Origin of the sequence: Sphingomonas sp. CFBP 13706, from assembly GCF_014842355.1 — a bacterium.
GTDB lineage: Bacteria > Pseudomonadota > Alphaproteobacteria > Sphingomonadales > Sphingomonadaceae > Sphingomonas > Sphingomonas aerolata.
Genome location: NZ_JACYVM010000003.1, coordinates 264,705 through 288,371, shown reverse-complemented (window position 1 = coordinate 288,371; position 23,667 = coordinate 264,705). Strand labels below are relative to the sequence as shown.

Genomic DNA, 23,667 nt, shown 5'->3' with positions numbered 1-23,667 from the left:
CGCCACCGCGTCGGGGCGGGGAGACCGGATCAGGAGGCGTTTTCGCCCGCAAAGCTCAGTTCGAGCCGTTTCGAATTCGACGGCACGTCGAGCTTGGCGGAGTTGAAATCGATCGCGGCGCCGGGTGTCAGCGTCCGCTTTTGCGGAGTGATCGTCCAGCTATACACGATCCGGCCCTGCGCATCGCGCAGCTCGGCGCGGATGTCGGGCACACGCTGCGTCGAATCGGAGGGGTTGGTGACCTGGCCGCTGACCGCGAACAGCTCGGATCCGTTGTCCAGTTCACGGCGCTCGATCGGATTGTCGCGCAGTCGCAGCGGTGTCTCGTCCGCGCCCGTTACCAGCCCCAGCTGCGTCGCCAGGCCAGGCGCGCCGACATAGAGGATCGCAGCGACGCCCAGCAGCATCAGAAGCCCAGCCGCCACCGCACCGATCGTCCACAGCCGGGTGGTGTTGCGCCGTGCGCGGAACGGCGGGGCATGTGCGAATGCATCATAGGAATCGGCGTCGCTCCGGCTTCCCGCATAGGAGGACGGAGCGGCGCTGTCGGTGGTCGTGGTGGACACGGTCGTCGCAGCCGCAGGCGGCACGGCCTGCATATCTTCGACATCCGGTGCGGCAGCGGGCGGGGCAGCCGGCGCGGCGACCAATGGCGCAAAGGGTCGGATGATCGGCGGCGGCAGATCGTCGGCGGTCTGCGCAGCCGAAGGCGGCGAAGACATCGGAACCCCGGACGGGGTGGGCGAGGACGGATTGGGCCACGCCGGATTGGGCCAGACCGGGGGCGCGGCGGGCTCGGCGTCGAACGCCGCGCCGAACGGCGGCGCGGGCGCGAAGCCGAGCGGGGCCGCAGGCATTGCCTCCGCGGCGGCTGGCGCGTCTGGCGCCGTGACGTCCGTCGCGGCCTGGAACCAGCTGTGGCGGCAATTGGCACAGCGCACGGTCCGACCTTCGGTGCCGATCGCGCTGTCGGGGACCAGATAGCGTGTGCTGCACTCGGGGCATTGGAGGATCATCGGGCACGATTCACTGCGGGCCGCGGGACGGGGCCGTTCGCGGTCAAACTAAGCACGTGGCCCCCGCTCGTGGCAAGCATCATGCGCCCGGATGCTGTCTGCCGCGCTGCAGATGGCCGCCAGCTTGAAGCCGCGCGCGCTTTCATGCGAAAGCGAGGCTCACGGCACAGGCGAACTCGGGCGGGCGCGACCAATTTCATGGCGAATATCGTGCAGTTCGAAAATGTTGGCTTGCGCTACGATACCGGCGCGGAAACGCTGTCCGACATCTCGTTCACGCTGCGCAGCGGCGCCTTCTACTTTCTGACCGGCGCGAGCGGTGCGGGCAAGACGTCGCTGCTCCGGCTGCTCTATCTCGCCCAGCGCCCGAGCCGCGGCGTGATCCGGCTGTTCGGCGAGGATGCCGTGCTGCTCCCGCGTGACCGGATGCCGGGGTTCCGCCGCCGCATTGGCGTGGTGTTCCAGGATTTCCGGCTCGTCCCGCATCTGTCGACCTGGGACAATATCGCTCTGCCGTTGCGCGTCGCGGGGATGCCCGAGGCGGACCTCCGCCAACCTGTCGAGGAGATGCTCGCCTGGGTCGGCCTGACCGAACGCGCCGAGGCGCGACCGGCGACGCTGTCGGGTGGTGAGCAGCAACGCGTCGCGATCGCCCGCGCGGTGATCGCCCGGCCCGAGATGCTCGTGGCGGACGAGCCGACCGGCAATGTCGATCCCGACATGGCCGAGCGGCTGCTGCATCTGTTCGAATCGCTCAACAAGCTCGGCACGACGGTGGTGGTCGCGACGCATGATCTGCACCTTCTCAACCGGATTCCGACCGCGCAGATGATGCGGCTGGATCACGGCCGGTTGCTCGATCCGACCGGGTCGTTGCAGTACCCCCCATCGCCCCGGGCCGAGCCATGAGCCGCGCATCCGAACGTCGCGTGCTCGACGAGGCTGGCGGCGTCCGTGCCATGACCTGGGTCATGGCGATCATGCTGTTCCTCACCATGCTCGCCGCCGCACTCGGGCTGGGGACTGCGGGTGCCGCCCGCGCGCTCGATCGTCAGCTGGCGGGGCGATTGACGGTCCAGATCATCGACGGCGACCCGGTTCGGCGTGATGCCAGTGCCGCCCGCGTCCTCGCGACGCTGCGGACGCTGCCGGAAGTGACCCGCGTCGCCGCGGTCGATCGCGCCGAGCTGACGCGGCTGTTGCGACCCTGGCTTGGCAGCGACGGCGCCGATCCGGGGCTGCCCGTGCCGGCGATGATCGACGTCGATCTGGGCGGCCAGGACGATGCCGCGGTCGCCTCAGTCGCGCGCGCGGTTCGCGGCGTCGCGCCGACCGCGCGCGTCGACCGGCACGAAACCTGGATGTCGCCCGTCAGCGGTGTGATGCGATCGCTGACGCTGCTCGCGCTCGGCATCGTCCTGCTGATGGCCGGCGCGACCGCAGCGGTGGTCGTGCTGGCGGCGCGCGCGGGACTTGAAACGCACCGCGCGACGATCGAGGTCATGCACATGCTGGGGTCGACCGACCTGCAGGTCGCGCGTCTTTTCCAGCGTCGGGTGGCGATCGACGCCGCGATCGGCGGCGTGGCCGGTGCCGGCGTCGCGATCGCCGTCATTTTGCTGATCATGACCCGGTTGCAGGGGCTGGGCTCCGAACTGCTCGACGGGGGGCGGTTGTCCTCGACCGACTGGGCCACGCTGGGCGCGATGCCGATCGGGTTTATCGTGCTGGCGATGGTCGCCGCGCGCGCGACGATCGTGCGCGCGATGAGGACGACCTTGTGATCGTCCGCCTTCTGGGTGTCGGTGTGCTCGTCTGGGCGCTGGGGTTCGCGGCGTTCATGCTGCTCCTGCCGCCACCGCTCAATGGCTCGACCACCGATGCGATCGTCGTGCCGACCGGCGGGGCAGGGCGGATCGATCGCGGTCTGGCGCTGCTGCGCGACCGCCAGGCGAAGCGGATGCTCGTGACCGGAGTCGCGCCGGGCGTCCGCCCGATCGACCTCGCACTCGAATATCGCACCTCGCCCAGCGTCTTCGCCTGTTGCGTCGATCTCGGCGCGGATGCGGTGGATACGCGGTCGAATGCCGAGGAAACCGCGCGCTGGGTCAAGACGCACGACTATCGTACCGTGCGTCTCGTCACCTCGGACTGGCATGTCCCGCGCGCCAAGATGGAGCTTGCCGCAGTGCTCGGGCCGAGGGTGCTGGTGCTCGGCGACGGCGTCCCCGGCACCCCGCGGCTCGGGACGCTGGTCAACGAATATAACAAGCTGATTCTGCGACGGATCGCACTGTGGATAGGATTTGGCGCATGATCGCCTGGTTACGAACGATCGTCTTCATGATCGTCTTTTACAGTATTTCGGCGCCGATCGTGCTGACCGTGCCGATCAGCGCACTGTTCGGGTCGCGCGCGGTGATCGCCCATTCGACGGTGTGGACGCGGTTCCACCGCTGGGCGACGCGCTGGATCCTCGGCATCCGGATCCGGATCGAGGGGACGCGACCCGCCGGCGCCGCTTTCTACGCGTGCAAGCACCAGGCGATGTTCGAAACACTCGAGCTTCAGGCGCTGCTCGACGGGCCGGCGATCGTCCTGAAGCGCGAACTGGCGGACATCCCCGCCTGGGGCTGGGCGGCGCGGCGCTATGGTGCGATCGTCGTCGACCGCGACGCGTCGGCCAAGGCGCTGCGCAACATGATGCGCGAGGCGATCGCGGCCAAGGCGACCGGGCGCTCGGTCCTGATCTTCCCCGAAGGCACCCGGGTCGCGCCGGGCGAGCATCCCCCGCTCAAGCCGGGTTTTGCCGGCCTCTACCGCGCGCTCGGCATGCCGACGGTCCCGATCGCCTGCGACAGCGGCACCGTCTGGCCGCGCAAGGGGCCCAAGCGGGCGGGCGTCATCACCTTCCGCTTCGGCGAGGTCGTCCCCGCCGGTCTCAAGCGCGAGGAGGCCGAGGCGCGCGTCCATGCGGCGATGAACGCGCTCGACGGCTGACGCCGCTCAAACGGGGTCAGTCGTGCGTGCGGCCGAAATCGGCGGCGTCGTCGTCCTGACCCTGTTCGACGATCGACCGGCGCACCGCGCGCGTGCGCGTGAACAGGTCGAACAGCTCGTCGCCCTTGCCCCAGCGGATGGCGCGTTGCAGCACGCTCAGATCCTCCGAAAAACGCTGCAGCATGTCGAGGACCGCCTCGCGGTTGGTCAGGAACACGTCGCGCCACATCGTCGGATCCGACGCGGCGATACGCGTGAAGTCGCGAAAGCCGCCCGCCGAATATTTGATCACCTCGGACTGGGTGACCTCTTCCAGATCGCTCGCGGTGCCGACGATCGTGTAGGCGATCAGATGGGGCAGATGGCTGGTGATCGCCAGCACCCGGTCGTGATGATCGGGGGCCATGAACTCGATCTGCGCGCCCAGCCGCCGCCAGAATTCGGCGACCCGCTCGACCACAGCCGGATCGGCGCCCTCGGGGGGCGTGACGATGCACCAGCGATGGTTGAACAGTGTCGCGAACCCCGCCTCGGGCCCGCTGCGTTCGGTGCCAGCGACCGGATGCGCGGGGATCACGGTCGCGCCCGGCAGCGCCTCCGCCAGCACGCGTGCGACCTCGGTCTTGCTGCTGCCGACATCGCTGACGATCGCCTCGGCGGGCAGGTCCGCGGCAAACTCCGCCGCGACCGCCGCCATCGCGCCGACGGGGACGCACAGGATCACCAGATCGGCGTCGATCACCGCACTGCCCGCGGTGTCGGCGATGTCGTGGCACAACTCCAGCCGGTCCGCGGTCGCACGCACCGCGGGATCGACGTCATAGCCGGTGAGCCGCACCGTCGGCATCGCCTGCAGCACGCCGCGCGCGATCGACGACCCGATCAGCCCCAGTCCCAAAATCGTGACGCGTGCGAACGGCAGCATCAGCCCCGCTCGACCAGCGCGCGCAACGCCGCGATCACGCCGCGCGTCTCATCCTCGGTGCCGATCGTGATGCGCAACGCATTGGGAAGGCCCTGTCCGGGCAGCCAGCGGACGATATACCCCGCCTCCATCAGCCCGTGATAGGCCGCGTCGGCGGTCAGCTGACCTTCGAACAGGACGAGCACGAAATTCGCCTTGGAGGGTACGCAGCGCAGGCCGGCATTACCCATCTGCGCGACCTGCTCGACGAACCAGCCGCGCCAGCGGTCGTTGTGCGCGCGAGTCGCATCGACAAAGCCGGTATCCGCCAGCGCCGCGACGGCCGCCGCCTGGCCCGCCGTCGTGACGTTGAAGGGCGCGCGGATGCGGTGCATCGCATCGATGATCGGCGCGCAGGCATAGCCCCAGCCGATCCGCTCCGCGGCAAGGCCGTGGATCTTCGAGAAGGTCCGCGTGACGAGCACGTTCGCCTCGGTCATCGCCAGCGCGAGGCCGGCATCATCCTCCTCGGGGCTGAGATATTCGGCATAGGCCTGGTCGAGGACGAGCAGCACCGAGCGCGGCAGGCCGGCGTGCAACCGGGCGATCTCGGCGCGCGGCGTGAACGTGCCGGTCGGGTTGTTCGGGTTGGCGACGAACACGACGCGGGTGCGTTCGGTGACCGCGGCGAGGATCGCATCGACATCGGTCGCATAGTCGCGGTCGTCGACGACGACCGGCTCGGCACCGACGCGCCGCGTCGCGATTTCGTAGACCGCAAAGCCGTAGCGGACATGGATGATCTCGTCGCCGGGGCCCGCATAGGCGCCCGCGACCAGATGCAGGATCTCGTCCGATCCGGTGCCATAGATCACGCGTGCCGGATCCAGGTCGTAATGCGCCGCCAGTGCCTCGCGCAGCGCGGTCGCGCTGGCGTCGGGATAGCGTTCGAGCGTGTGATCCGCGCCGTCGAACGCGGCCTTGGCCGCTGGGCTCGTCCCAAGCGGGTTCTCGTTCGACGACAGCTTGATCACCGTGCGGCCATCATCGGTCGTCGAGCGACCGGGCGTGTACGGCGCGATCCCCAGGATCCAGGGCTTCGGCGTGGGTGCGGGCATGATGTTTGTCATGGCCGCAGGGCATAGCGGTCGGTGTGGCGCAGTGGCAAATGGTTGTGGTAGCGGACGCGTCATGCTCGACACGATTGATCCCGACCGGACGACCGACGCGCGCTTCGGCCTGGCGCGTCGCGTGACCTTGCCGGGACCCTTGCGGCTCGATGGCGGCGTCCTGCTGTCGCCGGTCGACATTGCCTATGAAACCTATGGCACGCTGAATGCCGACGCCTCGAACGCGGTCCTGATCTGTCATGCGCTGACCGGTGATCAGCATGTCGCCTCGACGCATCCGCGGACCGGCAAGCCCGGCTGGTGGACGCGGATGGTCGGTGAGGGGCGACCGATCGATCCCGCGCGGCATTTCATCGTCTGCGCCAATGTGCTCGGCAGTTGCATGGGCTCGTCGGGGCCTGCGACGATCAACCCCGCGACTGGGCGCGCCTGGGCGATGGGGTTTCCGGTCATCACGATCCGCGACATGGTCCGCGCACAGGCAATGCTGCTCGACCATCTCGGCATCGACGTGCTGCAGGCGGTGGTCGGCGGATCGATGGGCGGGATGCAGGCGCTGAGCTGGCCCGCGACCTTCCCCGACCGGGTCCGCGCCTGTGTCGTGATCGCATCGACCGCGCGCCACACCGCGCAGAACATCGCCTTTCACGAGGTTGGCCGCCAGGCGGTGATGGCCGATCCGAACTGGCGCGGCGGCGATTATCACGACGAGTCCGCGCCGACCGCGGGGCTCGCGGTCGCGCGGATGGCGGCGCACATCACCTATTTGTCGGAAGCCGGGCTGACCGAGAAGTTCGGGCGGCGGCTGCAGGCGCGCGATGCCAAGTCGTTCGGTTTTGACGCCGATTTCCAGGTCGAGAGCTATCTGCGGCATCAGGGGCTCGCCTTCACCGACCGGTTCGACGCCAATTCCTATCTCTATATCACCCGCGCGATGGACTATTTCGATCTCGCGGAGGAGCATGGCGGGCTGCTCGCCAATGCCTTCCGCGCGACCAGGGCGCGATTCTGCCTCGTCAGCTTCGATACCGACTGGCTCTATCCGACCGCGGAATCGCGCAGCATCGTCCAGGCGCTCAATGCCGCAGGCGCCCCGGTCAGCTTCGTCGAACTCAGCAGCCCGTACGGCCATGACGCGTTCCTGCTCGAGGCGCCCGAGCTCAACCGCGTCGTCGACGGATTTCTAAGGGCAGGGGCATGAGCACCCCGACGCCGCAGGAGACCCTGCGCGCCGACCTGGGGATCATCGCGCATCACGTGGCCCGTGGGTCGCGCGTGCTCGACGTCGGATGCGGCGACGGGGCGCTGATGGCGGCGCTTCGCGACGAGCGCGGTGTCGATGCGCGCGGGCTGGAGATCGATCCGGGCAACGTTGCGGCCGCGGTAGGCCGCGGCCTGTCAGTGATCCAGGGCGACGCCGATGTCGACCTGCAGGGCTATCCCGATGCCAGCTTCGACTATGCGATCCTCAGCCAGACATTGCAGACCGCGCGCGCGCCCGACCTGGTGCTCGACCATCTGCTGCGGATCGGTCGGCGCGCCTTTGTCAGCTTTCCCAACTTCGCGCATTGGCGTGTGCGGCTGTCGCTGCTGTGGGGCGGGCGGATGCCGGTCACGCGGCAATTGCCCGAAAGCTGGTACGACACCCCCAACATCCATCACGTCACGATCGACGACTTCCGGGCGTTCCTCCGGCAGCGCGGTGTGATCGTCGAGGGCGCCTGGTTCCTGTCGGGCGACAAGCAGACGACGTCGGCCGCCGCCAACCTGCTCGCCGAGCACGCCGTATTCCTGTTGCGGGGCGAACCGGGGGCATGACCCGGGCGCTCCCCCGGTAACACAGGTTATTTGTTTCAATTCGCTACACGTTCTTGATTCAAATCAATAAACCGAAGGAACGGATAGCCCGGCCAACGGTTGCCACGACAATGACCAAGACCGCCATGATCGTTGAAGATGAAATCTTCGTCGCGCTGGATCTCGAAAGGATCCTGATCGACGCCGGATATCACGTCGTGGCGATCGCGGCGGACCGGGAGACCGCGCTCATCGCCGCGGCCGGATGCGACTTCGCCTTTGTCGACGTCAATCTGCGCGACGGTCCGACCGGTCCGTCGATTGCGGAAACGATCGCGCGTGATCACGGCGTGAAGGTCGTCTTCGTCACCGCCAATCCCAGCCAGATCGGCGACGCCGATTGCCTCGGCTATATCCGCAAGCCGTTCAACGATGCCGCGATCCTTGCCGCCGCCGAACTGGCGACCACGGGTCAGGCGCTACGCGGCGGCAGCGACCTGATCCAGATCCGGCGGCGCGGGAACTGACGGGGAGGCCGCGCGGTCAGCGGCAGAAGGAGGGGAGGGGGACCCCGATCTCGACGCACAGCCCCTCGGGACGCCAGTCGCGCCGCACCGTGCCGCCCAACTGGCGAACCGCACTCATTTCGATCAGCTGACTGCCAAAACCCTTATGGCTCGTCGGGTGTGCGATCGGCGGACCACCCTGCTCGCGCCAGATCAGGCGGACCGTCCCCGTGGCGCCGTCCCCGTCATGACCGATCGTCAGCGCGACATGGCCATCGACGGTCGACAGCGCGCCGTATTTCGTCGCGTTCGTCGCGAGCTCGTGGAACAGCAGGGCGAGCGGGGTCGCGGAACGATCGTCGATCCGCACATCGTCGCCGATCACGACCAGACGATCCGTCCCGTCTTGGCGATAGGGTTCGAACAGATCGCCCAGCAGGCCCTTCAGACTGTCCTGCGGGGCTTCCGGACGCGACTGTGTGCTGTGCGGGCGGACGAAGTCGTGTGCACGGCCCAGCGCGGTGATGCGGTGGCGTAGATCGGTCGCGATTCCGGCGAATTCGGGTTTGCCGCGTGCGGAAAAGGCGATGAGTCCGGCGATGACGGCGAAGATGTTCTTGATCCGGTGGCTCAGCTCCTGGCTGATCACCTCGCGCTCTTCATAGGCGAGCTTCTGCTCGTGGATGTCGGTGCAGGTCCCGAACCAGCGCGTGATCGCGCCCTGGTCGTCGCGCACGGGCAGCGCGCGGCCCAGCACCCAGCGATAGGTGCCGTCCCGGTGCCGCAGCCGATATTCGATCGTATAGGGCTCGCCGCTGGCGAGCGAATGGCGCCAGATCGTCCAGGCGCGGTCCTGGTCCTCGGGGTGGAACACGTCGCTCCAGCCCTCGCCATCGGTCGTGCCGGGCGTCGTGCCGGTAAACTCGTACCAGCGCGCATTGTAATAATCATGGAAGCCGTCGGGCAGCGTCGACCAGACCATCTGCGGCATCGTGTCGGCCAGCGTCCGGAACCGCAGATCGCTCGCCTCGAGCGTGCGCCGCGCCCGCGCCTCGGCAAAGGCCTGTTCGCGCGCGGTCCGGCGATCGTCGAGCCGCCCCATCGCCGCCTTGGCCAGCAGCGTCAGCCCGTCGCGCTGGAACGGCGTAAGCCCCGCCCGCGAGGTCGTCGCCAGCACGCACAGCGCGCCGAGTGGTACGCCTTCGCTCGAGACCAAGGGTGCGCCCGCGTAGAATCGGACATGCGGGGCACCGGTCACCAGTGCATTGTCGACGAAGCGCGGATCGGCCTGCGCGTCGGGCACTTCCATCACGTCGTGATGGTGCATCGCATGCGCACAGAAGGACTGGCTCCGCGGCGTCTGGTCGAGATCGGTGCCGCTGCGTGAGAGGAACCGCTGATATTCCTCCTCGACCAGGCTCAGCAGCGCGATCGGCGCATCGCACAACCGGGCTGCGAACGACACGATATCGTCCAGCTCGCCCTGCATGCGCGCGCCCGCGACATCGTAGGACGAGATGACGCGCGATCGCGCCGCCTCGTCGTACACGCTCGGCGCTACTGGAGTCGAAACGGGTGGCGTCACGATGCTTAGAACGGCACGTCGTCGTCGAGATCGTCCGAGAACCCGCCGGTCTGGCCAAAGCTGCCGCCGCGCGCGCCGCCGCCACTGCCGCCACCCGACGGCGCCGAGCGGCCACCGCCGCCGCCGTAACCGCCGCCGCCCGACGAGCCGCCGCCAAAGTCGTTGCCGCCGCCGGCCCAGTCGTCGCCACCGCCGCGGCTACCACCGCCACCGCCTGCGCCGCCGCCCTGGCCGCCATTCGGGCCGTCGAGCATCGTCAGCACGCTGTTGAAGCCCTGCAGCACGATCTCGGTCGAATACTTGTCCTGACCCTGCGCGTCCTGCCATTTGCGGGTCTGGAGCGCGCCCTCGATATAGACCTTCGAGCCCTTGCGCAGATATTTCTCCGCGACGTTGGCGAGGCCTTCGTTGAAGATGGCGACCGAATGCCATTCGGTCTTTTCCTTGCGCTCGCCCGACATCTTGTCCTTCCAGGACTCGGACGTCGCGATGCGCAGATTGACGACCTTGCCGCCGTTCTGGAACTGCTTGCTTTCGGGATCGCGGCCGAGATTGCCGACGATGATGACCTTGTTGACGCTGCCTGCCATGATGCCCCTCAGAGGCCGGCGAACACCGCCAGCCAATATGTGATTCCGGCCATGATGTAGGCGGCGGCGAACAAATAGCCAACCATGAACGCCGGCCATTTCCACCCGTTCGTCTCGCGACGCGTGACGGCGATCGTCGAGATGCACTGCGGCGCGAATACGAACCACATCAGGAAGGCGAGCGCGGTCGGCAGGGTCCAGCGGCCACGCAGATTCTCGACCATCGCCTTGCCGCCCTGGTTGCTGTCGGGATCGTCGATCGCATAGACCGTGCCGATCGCCGCAACCGCAACCTCGCGCGCGGCCATCGCCGGGATCAGCGCGAGCACGATGTCGCGGTTGAAGCCGATCGGCGCGAACACCGGGGCGATGCCATTGGCGATCCGTCCCGCCGCCGAATAATCGACCGGCGATACCTTGCTGCCCTCGGGCGGCTTGGGGAAGCTCAGCATCACCCAGAGGATGACGGTGGAGATCAGGATGATGCCACCCGCGCGCTTCAGGAAGATCTGCGCGCGGCTCCACAGGCCGATGCCGACGTCGCGCCACTGCGGCCACTGATATTTCGGCATCTCCATCATGAAGCCCGACGACACGCCCTTGGTGACCGTCCGGCGCAGCACCAGCGCGGCGACGAACGCACCGACGATCCCCATCACGTACAGCCCGAGCATCACCAGACCCTGAAGGCCGACGAACGGCAGCACCTGCGTGTTGGGAATGAAGGCGCCGATGATCAGCGTATAGACCGGCAGCCGCGCGGAGCAGGTCATCAGCGGCGCGATCAGGATCGTCGTCAGCCTGTCCTTCTCGTCGTCGATCGTCCGCGTCGCCATGATCCCGGGGATCGCGCAGGCGAAGCTCGACAGCAGCGGAATGAACGCGCGGCCCGACAGCCCGACGCTCGCCATCACGCGGTCCATCAGGAACGCCGCGCGGACCATGTAGCCGCTCGCCTCGAGTACGAGGATGAAGAGGAACAGGATCAGGATCTGCGGCAGGAACACGATCACAGCGCCGACGCCCTTGATCACCCCGTCGACCAGCAGAGACCGGAGCAGCGAATCGGGAAGCTCCGACGTGATGAACGCCTGCAGCGCCGTGAAGCCGCCGTCGATCAGGTCCATGAACGGCTGCGCCCAGCTGAACACCGCCTGGAACATCAGGAACATGATCGCCAGCAGCAGCACCGGCCCGGCGATGGGATGCAGTGCGACCCCGTCGAGCATGTGCGTCCAGCGCCGTACCGGTGTCTCGGACAGCGTGGCGGCCGTCGCGATGTCGCGCGCGCGCCGCTGCAAGGTGACGATGTCGTCCTGCACGCTGCCGTCCGACTTGCGCAGCCGGATCGGACCATTGACGACAGTCTGCGTCAGGATCGCACGCAGCGCGTCGAGCCCGCGTTTGCGGACCGCGACGGTCGGGATCACCGGTACGCCGAGTTCGCGCGAAAGCACCGCCGCGTCGAGTTTCAACCCGTCGCGTTCGGCAAGGTCGACCATGTTGAGCGCCACCACGACAGGCAGGCCAAGCGCGATCAACTGGAGCGTGAAGCGCAGGTGATTATCGAGATTGGCGGCGTCGACGACCACGACCAGCGCGTCGGGCAGGCGTTCGCCGTCCTGCGTGCCGGTGACGACGTCGCGCGTGACGCGCTCGTCGGGGGAGGAGGGCTCGAGGCTGTAGGCGCCGGGAAGGTCGACCAGCTCGACCGGGCGGCCGTCGTCGAGCGTCAGCCGTCCGGCCTTGCGCTCGACCGTCACGCCTGGATAATTGCCGACCTTCTGCCGCGCACCCGTCAGCGCATTGAACAGCGCGCTCTTGCCGGCATTGGGATTGCCGACCAGCGCGACCAGCGGTGCTGCGTTCATAATGTCAGGCTGATTATTCTGCGGCGGCTGGCGTGGGTGATACGCGAATCGCACCTGCGACCGCACGCCGCAATGCGACGGTCATCCGGCCGATCCGGCAGGCGATCGGACCCTGGCCCAGCGTCGCGCGGTGAAGAACCTCGACATCGACACCCTCGTCAAAGCCGAGTTCGCGCAACCGGCGTGCCTCGGGGCCCGCCAGTCGGGCCCAGTCGATCGCAGCGACGATGCCATGCTGCTTGCGGGGCAGCGTTTCGAGACTGACGGAACGATCGGGGCGAGTGTCCATGATGCGACTGATTATCAGTAACGGATCACCAAGGGAAGCCCCGGCACGCGCGCTTGACGCAGATTGCGTGCATTCTATCGCCGCGTGACGGCGCGCCGCGGCAGGCTCATGCCACCGGATAGCGCAACCGCCCGACGAACCGCGACAGGCTGAAGCCATGCTCGGTCCGCTTGAGAAAGCCTGACTTTGCGGTCTCGAACCGCATGATCCCGTCGATCCGCCGGCTGAGGAACGCGCGCGTCTCGGCAAACCCCTCGCTGTCGTCGTCGAGGAAGACGGTGACCGTCGCGGCATAGACGCCGAGCAGGATCGTCCGCTTGGTATAATGATTGTAATCGGTCGCGACATCGCCCGCGGCGCGCCAGATCGTGTCGACCGTCCGCCAGCCGAGCCGCCCCGCCTTGGTCAGATTCTGCGGCAAGGCGAGGATCGCCAGCGCGCGGCGCAGCGACTCGCGGTCGGCCGCGGTCGCCTGCAGCCGGGCCTCGACCAGCGCGGCGATCCGGGCGCGGATCTTCATCGCCGACCGCCGTTCGAGCGGCAGGCTTGCGAGCATCGTGACGTCGATATCGGCGAACCAGGCGTCGATCATGTCGACCGGTCCCTGTTCGAAGGCCAGCGCGGCGACGTCGCGGTCGATCCCCGCCGCGTCTGCCGCCATGTCGCGCGCCGCGTCGCTCCACCCGTCGAACGCCGCATTGGCGGCGATGCCGGGGGCGAGCAGCGAACGGATTTCGTCGAGCGTGAGGTCTTGGGTCATACCGTCTCCTGCCGTCCAAGATCAGGCGTGTCGAGCGCCTCTTCAATAGGGGGGCGATCCGCCGGCGTCCGGCGGACCAGCACCAGCGCGATCGCGACCATGACGACGCCGACCAGATCGGGCAGGCCGAGCCGCTCGCCATAGACCAGCCAGCCGACCGTCCCCGCGACGACCGGCTGGATCAGCAGCGCGATGCCGATCACTAGCGGCGAAAACCGCCCGAGCGCATAGATCATCAATCCCTGGCCCAGCACCTGGCTGCACAGCGCGAGGCCGATCAGCGGCCCCCACTGCGCCGGCAGGATCCGCTCGCCCATCGCCAGCGCGAACACCAGCAACGGCACGATGCCTGCCAATGTCGACAGCACCAGCGCCGATAGCGGGGCGAGCGTCGTCCGCGCGCGCGCCATCAGGATGAAATACACCGTGTAGAGCAGCCCTGCGAGGATGCAGAGCAGGTCGCCCGCCAGATTCTTTGCGTCGAGCTGATAGGAGCGCCCGAGCAGCAGCGCCGCACCTGCCGCCGCCAGCATCAGCGCCCAGCCCTGCGTCCGCGTCGGCCAGGTTCGCGCGACGAGAAACCCGTAGATCGGAAACATCAGCGTCGCCGCATTGCCGAACAGCGTCGCATTGGCGAGCGTGGTGCGCAGGATGCCGAGATGCCAGCTGCCGAGATCCGCGGCGAAGCACACGCCGCCCGCGATCAGCCCGATCCAGACGCCGCGCCCGAGCCGCGTGGGTCGCGCGCCCTGTTGCGCTGCGAGCAGGACGAGAAACGGCACCGCCAGCGTCAGCCGCCAGAATCCTGCCGCGACCGGTCCGACCTCGGTCGCGCGGACGAACCACGGCCCGAATGCGAGCGCGACATTGGCGATCAGCAGCGCGCCGAACCCGAGCGTGCCGGGGGCACCGGTCGTCGTCGCCGTCGGCGTTTCGGGCACGCTAGATATTCTTTGCGGGGCGGGGCGATGCATGCCGCGCTGTAGCGTCCTATCTTGCCCCCGTCAGGCATTAAGGAGCCCCCATGCCAAGCCTTTTCGATCCCATCACGCTCGGCGCCGTCGAAGCGCCCAACCGCATCCTCATGGCGCCGCTCACCCGCGGGCGTTCGGACAAGGACGCCGTCCCGTCCGACCTCATGGTCGACTATTACACGCAGCGCGCCAGCGCCGGCCTGATCATCTCGGAAGCCACCGGCATCAGCCGCGAAGGCCTGGGCTGGCCGTTCGCGCCGGGCCTGTGGACGCAGGCGCAGGTCGAGGCGTGGAAGCCCGTCACCGCAGCCGTGCACGCCGCCGGCGGCCGCATCATCGCACAGCTCTGGCACATGGGCCGCCAGGTTCATTCCTCGGTGATCGGTGGCCAGCCCGTCTCGTCGTCCGCGACCAAGACCGAAGGCCAGGCGCATACGTTCGAGGGCAAGAAGGATTTCGAGGTCGCGCGTCCGCTCGAGCTGAACGAGATCCCGCGGCTGCTGAACGACTATGAGCTCGCGACGAAGAACGCGCTCGAGGCCGGGTTCGACGGTGTCCAGATCCACGCCGCGAACGGCTATCTGATCGACCAGTTCCTGCGCGACAACGCGAACAGCCGCACCGACGAGTATGGTGGCAGCATCGAGAACCGCATCCGCCTGCTTCGCGAAGTCACCGAGCGCGTGATCTCGGTCGCCGGCGCCGATCGCACCAGTGTCCGCCTTTCGCCCAATGGCGATTCGCAGGGCGTCGACGACAGCAACCCCGAGCCGCTGTTCACCGCCGCCGCCAAGGCGCTGTCCGATCTCGGCATCGCCTTCCTCGAACTGCGCGAGCCGGGTCCCGATGGCACCTTCGGCAAGACCGACGTGCCAAAGCTCAGCCCGGCGATCCGCAAGGTCTTCAAGGGCGTGCTGGTCGTGAACTCGGATTACGACACGCTCGAAAAGGCGCAGGCCGAGCTCGACAAGGGCGATGCCGATGCGATCAGCTTCGGGCGGACGTTCATTGCGAACCCCGATCTGCCCGAGCGCCTGCGCACCGGTGCCCCGCTGGCGCAGGACAACCCGAAGACCTGGTACAGCCAGGGCCCCGAGGGCTATATCGACTATCCGGCGCTGGAAACCGTGTCCGCCTAAGCCGACCGCCTGATTGTCACCGGTGACGCCATCGCATAGCAGCGCGGCTTTCGCGTCGTGCGCGGCGCACCGGTGACGACAGGACATGACATGACCGACGGCTGGGGCCCGCCGAAATCGCCCCCGAAATCGCCCCCCAAATCCAGCCCCGCATCGGCCTGGCCGCTGAACGACCGCGGCCCCGGCCCGTTGCTGCCCGGCACTGCGGATCGCGCAGCCCGCCGCGCCGAAGAGCGCGCCCGCGAGCGGGAACAGCGCGCGCAGGACCGCCTCGCCGCGACCGATCAGCGCGCCGAAGCGCGCGCCGCGCAACGCGATGCGCTCTCGCAGGACCGTGAACGTGCGCGTGAAGCCCGCCGGGTCGAGGAAGCGCAGCGGATCCGCGCGCGCCTCGACGCACCGCCTGCCAATGACGAGGAAGCGCTCAAGATCGCCAAGCGCCGCCGCTCGGGCGCGCGTGCGCGCAGCGGCGAGGAGACGAAGACCGAACGCGACACCCGCGGCTATACGACGATCGTCGACCCCGCCCGCATCCGCACGCTCGCCGCCCGCGGCGCGTCGATCGCCGCGCTGGCCGCCGCGTTCGGAATTACTGCCGAAGAGGTCGAGGCCGCCCTGCGCGACACTCCCGAGGAATGACCAGGGCGATCGTGGGTGGATGAGGGCGGACGTTCGAACGCCCAGGCATCCTACGCGACGAAGCGGTCCTTCAGCGCCAGCATCGCCAGCGCTGCTTTCGCCGCGCCGCCGCCCTTGTCGCCCTCGGTCGGGCGCGCACGCGTGAGCGCCTGCGCCTCGTTCTCGGTCGTCAGGATGCCGTTGCCGATCGGCAGGCCGTCCATCGTCAGCGCCATGATCCCGCGCGCGCTTTCGCCCGCGACAATCTCGAAATGATAGGTCTCGCCGCGGATCACGACGCCCAGCGCGACATAGCCGTCATAGGTCTCGCTCTCGGCCGCCAGCGCGATCGCGCCGGGGACTTCGAGCGCGCCGGGGACGGTGATCGTCTCGTGGCTGTGCCCCGCCGCCTCGATCGCCGCGCGCGCGCCCTCGATCAGCAGGTCGTTCAGATGGTCGTAGAACCGCGCTTCGACGATCAGGATATGCGCCATCAGTTGGGGGCCTTTTCGGTGTCGAGGGGAGCGATCGGGCGTTCGCCGACGATCGAGAGGCCATAGCCGTCGAGCCCGACCAGCGTGTGGTGCGTGTTGGTGATCAGCACCATGTCATGGACGCCGAGCTCGGTCAGGATCATCGCGCCGACGCCGTAGTCGCGCAGCTCCTCCATGTCCGGGGTGATCTCCGCGCCCGCCTTCTTCAAAACGGCGGAGGTGAACGCGTTGCCGCGCGGCCGGTTGATGACGACGATCACGCCCGCGCCTTCGTCGGCGATCATCTGCATCGACCGCGCCAGGATCCGGCCGCGATCGCCCGATTCGCCGAAGATGTCGGCGAATGGCGACAGCGCATGCATCCGGACGAGCGTCGGCTTTGCGGGGTCGATCCGGCCCTTGACTAGCGCGACCTGCTCGGTGCCCGTCGCCTTGTTCCAGAAGGTCAGCGCGGTCCAGTCGCCGCCCCATTCAGACGTGAACCTGGCCTCGGCGCGCTTCTCGACCAGATGGTCGTAGCGGCGGCGATACGCGATCAGGTCGCGGATCGTGCCGATCTTGATATTGTGGAACTGCGCGAAGGTGACGAGGTCGTCCATCCGCGCCATCGTCCCGTCCTCGTTCATGATCTCGCAGATCACGCCCGAGGGGTTCAATCCGGCCAGCCGCGCGACGTCGACCGCCGCCTCGGTATGGCCGGCGCGGATCAGCACGCCGCCGTCGCGCGCGACCAGCGGGAAGACGTGGCCGGGGGTGACGATGTCCGCCTTCTGCTTGGTCGCATCGATCGCCACCGCGATGGTGCGGGCGCGGTCCGCCGCCGAGATCCCCGTGGTAACGCCTTCGAGCGCCTCGATCGACACGGTGAACGCGGTCTCGTGCCTTGTGCCGTTGTTGCGGCTCATCAGCTCGAGTCCGAGCTCTTCGGTCCGCGTCTTGGTCAGCGCGAGACAGATCAGCCCGCGACCGAACTTCGCCATGAAGTTGATCTTCTCGGGCGTCGCCATCTGCGCGGGGATGACCAGGTCGCCCTCGTTCTCGCGGTCCTCGTCATCGACCAGGATGAACATCCTGCCGTTGCGCGCCTCGTCGATGATCTCTTCGGGGCTCGACAGATATCCATGCTTCAGGCGCCCGAGTTCGGCGCTGCGTTCAGCCGGCATTGACACGGTAATGCTCCATCCGTTGGAGATAGCGGGCAAGGACGTCGATCTCGATATTGACCGTCCGGTCCGTTTCGATCGTCCCGAGCGTGGTCACGCCCCAGGTATGCGGGATGATGTTCAGCCCGAATTCGACCGCCCTCTGCCCATCGGGGCCGTCGACGTCGCGGACGGTGTTGACGGTCAGCGACACGCCGTCGATCGTGACCGATCCCTTGGCAGCGATGAACGGCGCGATGTCGGTGCCGGCGCGGACGGTGACGCGGTGCGAGCCGCCTTCCTCGACCACCGACACGACCGTCCCGAGCCCGTCGACATGGCCGGTGACGATATGCCCGCCCAGTTCCTCGCCAAGCTTCATCGCGCGTTCGAGGTTCAGCGGGCGGCCTTGCGTCCACTGGTCGCGCGCGGTGCGGCTGATCGTCTCGCCCGACACGTCGACCGCGAACCAGTGCGGTCCGTCGCCGCCCGCGGACTTGTCGACCACGGTCAGGCACACGCCCGAACACGCGATCGACGCTCCCAGGTCGATCGTGGCGGGATCATAGGCGGTCGCGATGACCACGCGCGTGTCGCCCTGTTGCGCCACGCTGGTGATTGTGCCGATGTCGGTGACGATTCCGGTAAACATTATCCCTCGTTTCGCTCGCGCTCGTAGACCTCGACTCGGTCGCTGCCAAGTTGCCGTGAATCGACGATCGACCAGCGCCCATGCGCGCTGGAAAGATCGCCGAGACCAATATCGCCAATGGAATGCCGGCCGTTCCCGATCAGGATCGGCGCGCGGTACAGCAGCAGCCGATCGACCAAGTCCGCGGCGAGGAACGCCGACGCTACGGCCGCGCCGCCCTCGACCAGCAGATGGTCGCCGGGCAAGGCCGCAATATCCTGCGGATCGGCGATGACGTGCCACCCCGCGTCCGCATCGGGCGCCGTCCGCGACAGCAGCACGCGGCGCGGCGCCCGCGATTCGAGCCCGGCCAGCCGCACGTCGAGTCGCGGCGCATCCGCCTCGAACGTCCCGCGCCCGACCAGGATGGACTCGTGCCGGCTCCGTTCGAGATGCGCATGCGCGCGCGCCTGTGGCCCGGTGATCCAGCGGCTCGACCCGTCCGCCATCGCGATACAGCCGTCGAGCGAGGTCGCGAGCTTCAGCGTGACATGCGGCCGACCGCGAGCGAGTCGCGTCAGGAACCCCGCCATCGACCGCCGCGCTTCGGCAGCGCGCACGCCCGTCTCGATGCGGATCCCGGCGTCGCGCAACCACGCGAACCCACGCCCCGCCGTCCGCGGATCGGGATCCTCCAACGCCGCGACGACCCGCGCCACGCCCGCCGCGATCAGCAGGTCGCTGCACGCCGGCCCGCGCGGTGAGTCATGCGCGCAGGGCTCGAGCGTCACATAGGCCGTGGCTCCCCGCGCCATCACGCCCGCCTGCGTCAGTGCCATTGCCTCGGCATGCGGCCGACCGCCTGCTTGCGTCCAGCCGCGCCCGACGACGCGCCCGTCCGAGACGATCACGCAGCCGACACAAGGGTTGGGTGCCGTACGCCCGCGTCCCCGTGCCGCCAGCGCCAGTGCCGCGCCAATACCGCGGCCGGGCTGGTCGATGCTCAGATCCCCAGCGCCTTCAGCTTGTCGTCCATCCGCTTGAACGACGCGCGGGTTTCCTCCTCGCGCTTCTTCTGCTCAGCCAGGCGCGCGGCCTTGATCGGCGCGTCGATCTTCTGCTGCGCGACGATCTGCGCATCGGTGCGATCCGCGGGCCATTGCTCGACATAGACGATGTTCGGCCGATATTCGCGCTCGGCATAGCTGTCCTTCGAGAAGGCGTAGATCAGGAAGCCCGTGACGAGCATCGCCAGCGCGAGAAAGCCGAGCTCATACGGCTGCCGGCCCCGGAGGAACAGGCGGAGGTCGCGATAGGCGCGGACCGGCGAGAAACGACTGAAAGAGCCCATCGCGCAAAGATAGGCATGCAGGCCCCCCAAGGCCAGTACCTTGGGCGACGGCCCGGGGGGCCGTCCTGCATGCCATCCTTGCGGTGGGCCGATGCCCGCGGTTCAGTTTTCCAGCACGAACGACAGGTTCATCGTCTTCCACGCCTCGACCGCGACCCCGTCGCGCGTCGCCGGCCTGAACCGCCACTTCGTCAGCGCCCGGTCCAGCGTCGCGCGATAGAAGGCGTCGCTGGTGGCGGTGACCCGCTCGACCTGTTTCACGCGCCCGTCCGCGCCGATCAGCACGCGCAGGACGACTCGCCCCTCGCGCCCGGCCCGGCGTTCCTCGGACGGATAACCCGGCTGGAAATCCGCGGCATAGCGCGGGTCGATACCCGGCTGGACGAATAGAGGCGACGGCTTGGGCGGATCGACCGCCACGCTGCCTGTGCCCGTGCCGACGACGTCGATTGGCGGGGTGAAGGGCAGGGGGTCGGGCACGACCTCGAACCCTTCGGTGGCCGGCGTCGGCACCTGCCGGACCGGTGCATCGGGTCGCGGCGCTGGGCGCGGCTGCTGGCGGACCAGCGGATCGGCGGGCGGCACCGGCGTGGGCGGCGGCGGGGTGTGCGGGATATATATTGTGAGCGGCGGGTCGGGCGGCGCGAACGGCACCAGTTCCGGCGCCGCAAAAAACAACGCCCCGATCACCACGCCGTTGATCGCCAGCGCGACGCCCAGGCTTCCGGGGTTCAATCCGCCCGTCCGGCTCATTCTGTCCGCGTACATCCGTCCCTCTCCTTCGCATCTCCTCGAGGATGGCGGCGCGATCGATACCGCCACGTGAAATGGTACATCATTACATACGCCGCGCAAGCGCGATCCGAGCCGTTTTGCACGTGGTCGGATCAGCAACGGTCGGCGAGGTTTCAGCCCGCCCGCACAAGCCTCAGCTGGCGCGCGCGGCCGCTAGTCGCGCCAGTGCCCGCTCACGCCCGATCAGCGGCAGCAGCGCGGCCATGTCGGGGCCGTGATCGCGCCCGGTCAGCGCGCGGCGCAGCGGCAGGAACAGGGCCTTGCCCTTGCGCCCCGTCTCCGCCTTCAACCGGCTCGTCAGCGCGTGCCAGGGGTCACTTGCCCAGTCGATCGCCGCGGCCGCGGCCAGCGCCTGGTCGAGATACGCCGCATCCTCGTCCCCGCCGACCGGCTCGACCGCGACCGGCCCCTCGATCACCTGCCACCAGTCGGCGGCATCGGCGAGCGTCACCAGGTTCGGACGTACCGCCTCCCATGCAGCCTCGCCCATCCCCGCGGGCAGGCGGTCGGCGACGTCGGCAAAGGGCAGCGCATGCAGGATCCGCGCATTCACCTGCGCCAGCTCCGCCTCGTCGAACCGCGCCGGCGCGCGGCCGAACCGCGCGAAGTCGAACGTCGCGATCAGCGGCGCGGCGTCGGCGATCGGCTCGACCGGATCGCTCGTCCCGATCCGCGCGAGCAGCGCGCGCACCGCCTGCGGCTCGATCCCGACGTCCCGGAAATGATCCGCGCCAAGCGAGCCCAGCCGCTTGGACAATTTCCCTTCCGCGCCGGTCAGCAGCGCCTCGTGCGCAAACTGCGGTGCGGGCGCGCCGAGTGCTGCGAACATCTGCAGCTGAAGCGCGGTGTTCGACACATGATCCTCGCCGCGCACGACATGAGTCACGCCCATATCGGCATCGTCGATCGCGGACGGTAGCATGTACAGCCACGATCCGTCCGCGCGCCGGATCACCGGGTCGCTCATCGTTCGCGCCTCGAAATGCTGTTCGCCGCGGATCAGGTCGGTCCAGGCGATCGGCGTGTCGTGATCGAGCTTGAATCGCCAGTGCGGCGCCACCCCGTCCCGCTCGAACGCCGCGCGCTGCGCATCGGTGAGCGCCAGCGCCGCGCGATCATAGATCGGCGGCAATCCGCGCCCCGCCTGAATCTTGCGCTTCAGGTCGAGCTCCTGCGCACTCTCATACGCCGGATAGATATGCCCGCTCTCGACCAGCGCCGCGAACCGCGCCTCGTACAGCGCGAACCGCGCCGACTGGCGTTCCTCGCCATCGGGCGTCATCCCCAGCCAGTCGAGATCGCTACGGATCGCGTCGACGAACCGTTCCTCGCTGCGCGCCGCATCGGTGTCGTCGATCCGCAGCAGGAAGCGTCCGCCCTGCGCACGCGCGAACATCCAGTTGTGGAGCGCCGTGCGGATGTTGCCGACGTGCAGCCGGCCGGTGGGCGAGGGGGCGAAACGGGTTATGACGGTCATGCCCTGCGCTGTACGAAGCGGCGCGCGCCCCGGCAAACCCCTTCGCCCCTTTCCCCATTGAAACACCGGGACTAAGGGGCGTGCGACTGGGCGTGGAGCGATTTTGATGAAACTGATGACCGGCAATTCGAACCTGCCTCTGGCGCAGGAGATCGCCGCCTATCTCGAAATCCCGCTGACCGATGTCAGCGTCCGCCGCTTCGCCGACGAGGAAGTGTTCGTCGAGATCAACGAGAATGTCCGCGGCGAGGACGTGTTCGTGATCCAGTCGACCGGCTATCCGGCGAACGACAACCTCATGGAATTGCTCATCATGATCGACGCGCTAAAGCGCGCATCGGCACGCCGCATCACCGCGGTCATCCCCTATATGGGCTATGCCCGCCAGGACCGGAAACCCGGCCCGCGCACGCCGATCTCGGCCAAGCTCGTCGCCAACCTCATCACCGTCGCGGGCGCCAACCGCGTCCTCTCGGTCGATCTCCATGCCGGGCAGATCCAGGGCTTCTTCGATATCCCGACCGACAATCTCTATGCGGCGCCGGTCATGTCCGCGGATATCCTTGCGCGGTTCAAGGGCAAGAACCTGATGGTCGTCTCCCCCGATGTCGGCGGCGTGGTGCGTGCGCGCGTGCTCGCCAAGCGGCTCAACAACGCGCCACTCGCGATCGTCGACAAGCGTCGCGAGCGCGCAGGCGAATCGGAGGTGATGAACATCATCGGCGAGGTCGAGGGCCGCTTCTGCATCCTGGTCGACGACATCGTCGATTCGGCAGGCACGCTGTGCAATGCGGCGGCCGCGCTGATGGAGGCGGGCGCCGAGGGCGTCGTCGCCTATGTCACGCACGGCGTGCTGTCGGGCGGCGCGGTCGCGCGGGTCGAGGGCTCCGAACTGCGCGAGCTCGTCATCACCGATTCGATCGGCAATCACGACGTGATCAAGGGCGCGCATGGCAAGATCCGCCACCTGCAGATCGCACCACTGCTCGGCGAGGCGATCAAGCGGATCGCGGATGAAACCAGCGTCTCGAGCCTGTTCGACTGAGGCGCGCCGCTGTCGGATCGTGGTGCGGTCGCCGGGTTACCGCTGCGACAGCGCCACGATGTGGTCGAACACCGCAGGGTGTAGCGGCTTGGCGAAGGCGCAGCCATATTTGAACTTGTCGCGCCACGCGACCACCGCCTCGAGCGCGGCGAGGCCAGGCAAGGTCAGCCACACGACCGTCCCCGGCCAGAGCGTGAAGCTCGTCTCGGCCCGGAACCCCGACAGCGACAGGTCGGTCACTTCGATCTCGAACCGCGTCTGGCCGCGGTCGCGCAAGTGCGCACGCATCCTGACGGATTTACGCAACGCCCGGCGCAACTCTCCACCGGGCTCTTCACCGGTCCGAGTCTCAGGCGAGTCGTAGGCGGGGTCTGTCATGGTTCAACTCTGGCACGAAAAGGGTTACTTTTCCGCAAATGTTTGTGATCCGGCAGGCGTTTCGATCCGCTGCGGCGCGCATCCACAAAATGGCCAAAAATCAGCGATCCCCTCGCTCTATTGCGAACGAGACGCAAGTGCAAGTGCCTTAAGGGTGGATTTGCGGCGCGCCCTG

Annotated in this window: 27 protein-coding genes; 10 read left to right on the top strand and 17 right to left on the bottom strand. The window is 68.1% G+C overall.

Annotated features, from left to right (window positions below; all coding sequences use genetic code 11):
- Positions 1 to 29 precede the first annotated feature (29 nt).
- On the bottom strand, positions 30 to 1,016 hold the full coding sequence (locus IFS44_RS07975; RefSeq protein ID WP_244650041.1) for an MJ0042-type zinc finger domain-containing protein: 987 nt from the start codon (positions 1,014 to 1,016) through the stop codon (positions 30 to 32).
- Between the two features lie 198 nt (positions 1,017 to 1,214).
- Here IFS44_RS07975 and ftsE point away from each other — a divergent pair, with 198 nt between their 5' ends.
- From ftsE to IFS44_RS07950, 4 genes are read left to right on the top strand one after another with little or no spacing between them, the layout of a single operon-like run.
- Positions 1,215 to 1,925, top strand: a complete 711-nt coding sequence (ftsE, locus tag IFS44_RS07965) for a cell division ATP-binding protein FtsE (RefSeq protein ID WP_056406665.1) — start codon at positions 1,215 to 1,217, stop codon at positions 1,923 to 1,925.
- Entirely contained in the window at positions 1,922 to 2,800 is an 879-nt protein-coding gene (locus tag IFS44_RS07960; RefSeq protein ID WP_192007869.1) for a cell division protein FtsX, read from the top strand. The genes ftsE and IFS44_RS07960 overlap by 4 nt, the downstream gene beginning before the upstream one ends.
- A complete protein-coding gene (locus IFS44_RS07955; protein WP_031393671.1) occupies positions 2,797 to 3,333 on the top strand; it encodes a YdcF family protein in 537 nt (178 codons plus the stop codon). The genes IFS44_RS07960 and IFS44_RS07955 overlap by 4 nt, the downstream gene beginning before the upstream one ends.
- Positions 3,330 to 4,016, top strand: coding sequence for a lysophospholipid acyltransferase family protein (locus IFS44_RS07950; RefSeq protein ID WP_192098092.1), 687 nt, complete (start codon positions 3,330 to 3,332; stop codon positions 4,014 to 4,016). Before IFS44_RS07955 ends, IFS44_RS07950 begins: the two co-directional genes overlap by 4 nt.
- A 16-nt stretch (positions 4,017 to 4,032) precedes the next feature.
- Here the strand turns inward: IFS44_RS07950 and IFS44_RS07945 are convergent, their stop codons facing one another.
- Together IFS44_RS07945 and hisC are read right to left on the bottom strand one after the other, a co-directional pair.
- Complete coding sequence (locus tag IFS44_RS07945) at positions 4,033 to 4,941, bottom strand: prephenate/arogenate dehydrogenase family protein (RefSeq protein ID WP_192098091.1); 909 nt, start codon at positions 4,939 to 4,941, stop codon at positions 4,033 to 4,035.
- Positions 4,941 to 6,038, bottom strand: a complete 1,098-nt coding sequence (gene hisC, locus IFS44_RS07940) for a histidinol-phosphate transaminase (RefSeq protein ID WP_031439518.1) — start codon at positions 6,036 to 6,038, stop codon at positions 4,941 to 4,943. Before hisC ends, IFS44_RS07945 begins: the two co-directional genes overlap by 1 nt.
- 73 nt (positions 6,039 to 6,111) lie before the next feature.
- Here hisC and metX point away from each other — a divergent pair, with 73 nt between their 5' ends.
- From metX to IFS44_RS07925, 3 genes are all read left to right on the top strand, one after another.
- Positions 6,112 to 7,251 (top strand): homoserine O-acetyltransferase MetX, encoded by a 1,140-nt coding sequence (gene metX / locus IFS44_RS07935; protein WP_056673248.1) that lies wholly within the window; start codon positions 6,112 to 6,114, stop codon positions 7,249 to 7,251.
- Complete coding sequence (metW, locus tag IFS44_RS07930) at positions 7,248 to 7,868, top strand: methionine biosynthesis protein MetW (RefSeq protein ID WP_056406672.1); 621 nt, start codon at positions 7,248 to 7,250, stop codon at positions 7,866 to 7,868. The genes metX and metW overlap by 4 nt, the downstream gene beginning before the upstream one ends.
- Before the next feature lie 110 nt (positions 7,869 to 7,978).
- Positions 7,979 to 8,374: a response regulator gene (locus tag IFS44_RS07925; RefSeq protein ID WP_192098090.1), complete on the top strand. Its 396-nt coding sequence runs from the start codon at positions 7,979 to 7,981 to the stop codon at positions 8,372 to 8,374.
- A 16-nt stretch (positions 8,375 to 8,390) separates the two neighbouring features.
- Here the strand turns inward: IFS44_RS07925 and IFS44_RS07920 are convergent, their stop codons facing one another.
- From IFS44_RS07920 to IFS44_RS07895, 6 genes are all read right to left on the bottom strand, one after another.
- Entirely contained in the window at positions 8,391 to 9,938 is a 1,548-nt protein-coding gene (locus tag IFS44_RS07920) for a sensor histidine kinase (RefSeq protein WP_342366372.1), read from the bottom strand.
- 5 nt (positions 9,939 to 9,943) lie between these two features.
- Positions 9,944 to 10,528 carry a single-stranded DNA-binding protein gene (gene ssb, locus IFS44_RS07915; protein WP_056406676.1) on the bottom strand — a complete coding sequence of 195 codons (585 nt, stop codon included), beginning with the start codon at positions 10,526 to 10,528 and terminating at the stop codon, positions 9,944 to 9,946.
- 8 nt (positions 10,529 to 10,536) lie between these two features.
- Positions 10,537 to 12,399 carry a ferrous iron transporter B gene (gene feoB / locus IFS44_RS07910; RefSeq protein ID WP_031394932.1) on the bottom strand — a complete coding sequence of 621 codons (1,863 nt, stop codon included), beginning with the start codon at positions 12,397 to 12,399 and terminating at the stop codon, positions 10,537 to 10,539.
- A gap of 13 nt (positions 12,400 to 12,412) precedes the next feature.
- A complete protein-coding gene (locus IFS44_RS07905) occupies positions 12,413 to 12,688 on the bottom strand; it encodes a FeoA family protein (RefSeq protein ID WP_031394931.1) in 276 nt (91 codons plus the stop codon).
- A 106-nt stretch (positions 12,689 to 12,794) separates the two neighbouring features.
- The gene (locus tag IFS44_RS07900) at positions 12,795 to 13,448 is read right to left on the bottom strand and encodes a COQ9 family protein (RefSeq protein WP_192098089.1); all 654 of its coding nucleotides are present in this window, start codon (positions 13,446 to 13,448) and stop codon (positions 12,795 to 12,797) included.
- Positions 13,445 to 14,422, bottom strand: a complete 978-nt coding sequence (locus tag IFS44_RS07895) for a DMT family transporter (protein WP_192098088.1) — start codon at positions 14,420 to 14,422, stop codon at positions 13,445 to 13,447. The genes IFS44_RS07900 and IFS44_RS07895 overlap by 4 nt, the downstream gene beginning before the upstream one ends.
- Positions 14,423 to 14,472: 50 nt before the next feature.
- Between IFS44_RS07895 and IFS44_RS07890 the strand changes: the two genes are divergently transcribed.
- Positions 14,473 to 15,561 (top strand): alkene reductase, encoded by a 1,089-nt coding sequence (locus IFS44_RS07890; RefSeq protein WP_192098087.1) that lies wholly within the window; start codon positions 14,473 to 14,475, stop codon positions 15,559 to 15,561.
- Between the two features lie 90 nt (positions 15,562 to 15,651).
- Entirely contained in the window at positions 15,652 to 16,200 is a 549-nt protein-coding gene (locus IFS44_RS07885) for a hypothetical protein (protein ID WP_244650039.1), read from the top strand.
- 50 nt (positions 16,201 to 16,250) lie between these two features.
- Here IFS44_RS07885 and ribH read toward each other — a convergent pair whose 3' ends face one another.
- The 7 genes from ribH to gltX form a co-directional block, all read right to left on the bottom strand.
- Positions 16,251 to 16,673, bottom strand: a complete 423-nt coding sequence (gene ribH / locus IFS44_RS07880) for a 6,7-dimethyl-8-ribityllumazine synthase (protein WP_031440486.1) — start codon at positions 16,671 to 16,673, stop codon at positions 16,251 to 16,253.
- Positions 16,673 to 17,836, bottom strand: coding sequence for a 3,4-dihydroxy-2-butanone-4-phosphate synthase (ribB, locus tag IFS44_RS07875; protein ID WP_031440487.1), 1,164 nt, complete (start codon positions 17,834 to 17,836; stop codon positions 16,673 to 16,675). Before ribB ends, ribH begins: the two co-directional genes overlap by 1 nt.
- Complete coding sequence (locus tag IFS44_RS07870; protein ID WP_192098086.1) at positions 17,826 to 18,467, bottom strand: riboflavin synthase; 642 nt, start codon at positions 18,465 to 18,467, stop codon at positions 17,826 to 17,828. The genes ribB and IFS44_RS07870 overlap by 11 nt, the downstream gene beginning before the upstream one ends.
- Positions 18,467 to 19,426 (bottom strand): bifunctional diaminohydroxyphosphoribosylaminopyrimidine deaminase/5-amino-6-(5-phosphoribosylamino)uracil reductase RibD, encoded by a 960-nt coding sequence (ribD, locus tag IFS44_RS07865; RefSeq protein ID WP_192098205.1) that lies wholly within the window; start codon positions 19,424 to 19,426, stop codon positions 18,467 to 18,469. Before ribD ends, IFS44_RS07870 begins: the two co-directional genes overlap by 1 nt.
- Positions 19,427 to 19,449: 23 nt before the next feature.
- A complete protein-coding gene (locus IFS44_RS07860) occupies positions 19,450 to 19,797 on the bottom strand; it encodes a hypothetical protein (protein ID WP_031396092.1) in 348 nt (115 codons plus the stop codon).
- A 102-nt stretch (positions 19,798 to 19,899) separates the two neighbouring features.
- Positions 19,900 to 20,565, bottom strand: coding sequence for an energy transducer TonB (locus IFS44_RS07855; RefSeq protein WP_192098085.1), 666 nt, complete (start codon positions 20,563 to 20,565; stop codon positions 19,900 to 19,902).
- A 160-nt stretch (positions 20,566 to 20,725) separates the two neighbouring features.
- Complete coding sequence (gene gltX / locus IFS44_RS07850; RefSeq protein WP_192098084.1) at positions 20,726 to 22,069, bottom strand: glutamate--tRNA ligase; 1,344 nt, start codon at positions 22,067 to 22,069, stop codon at positions 20,726 to 20,728.
- Between the two features lie 106 nt (positions 22,070 to 22,175).
- On the opposite strand from gltX, the gene IFS44_RS07845 reads away from it, so the two are divergent.
- The gene (locus IFS44_RS07845; RefSeq protein WP_056406689.1) at positions 22,176 to 23,114 is read left to right on the top strand and encodes a ribose-phosphate pyrophosphokinase; all 939 of its coding nucleotides are present in this window, start codon (positions 22,176 to 22,178) and stop codon (positions 23,112 to 23,114) included.
- A 36-nt stretch (positions 23,115 to 23,150) separates the two neighbouring features.
- On the opposite strand, the gene IFS44_RS07840 is transcribed toward IFS44_RS07845, so the two are convergent.
- Positions 23,151 to 23,402, bottom strand: a complete 252-nt coding sequence (locus IFS44_RS07840; RefSeq protein ID WP_244648447.1) for a PilZ domain-containing protein — start codon at positions 23,400 to 23,402, stop codon at positions 23,151 to 23,153.
- Positions 23,403 to 23,667: the final 265 nt, after the last annotated feature.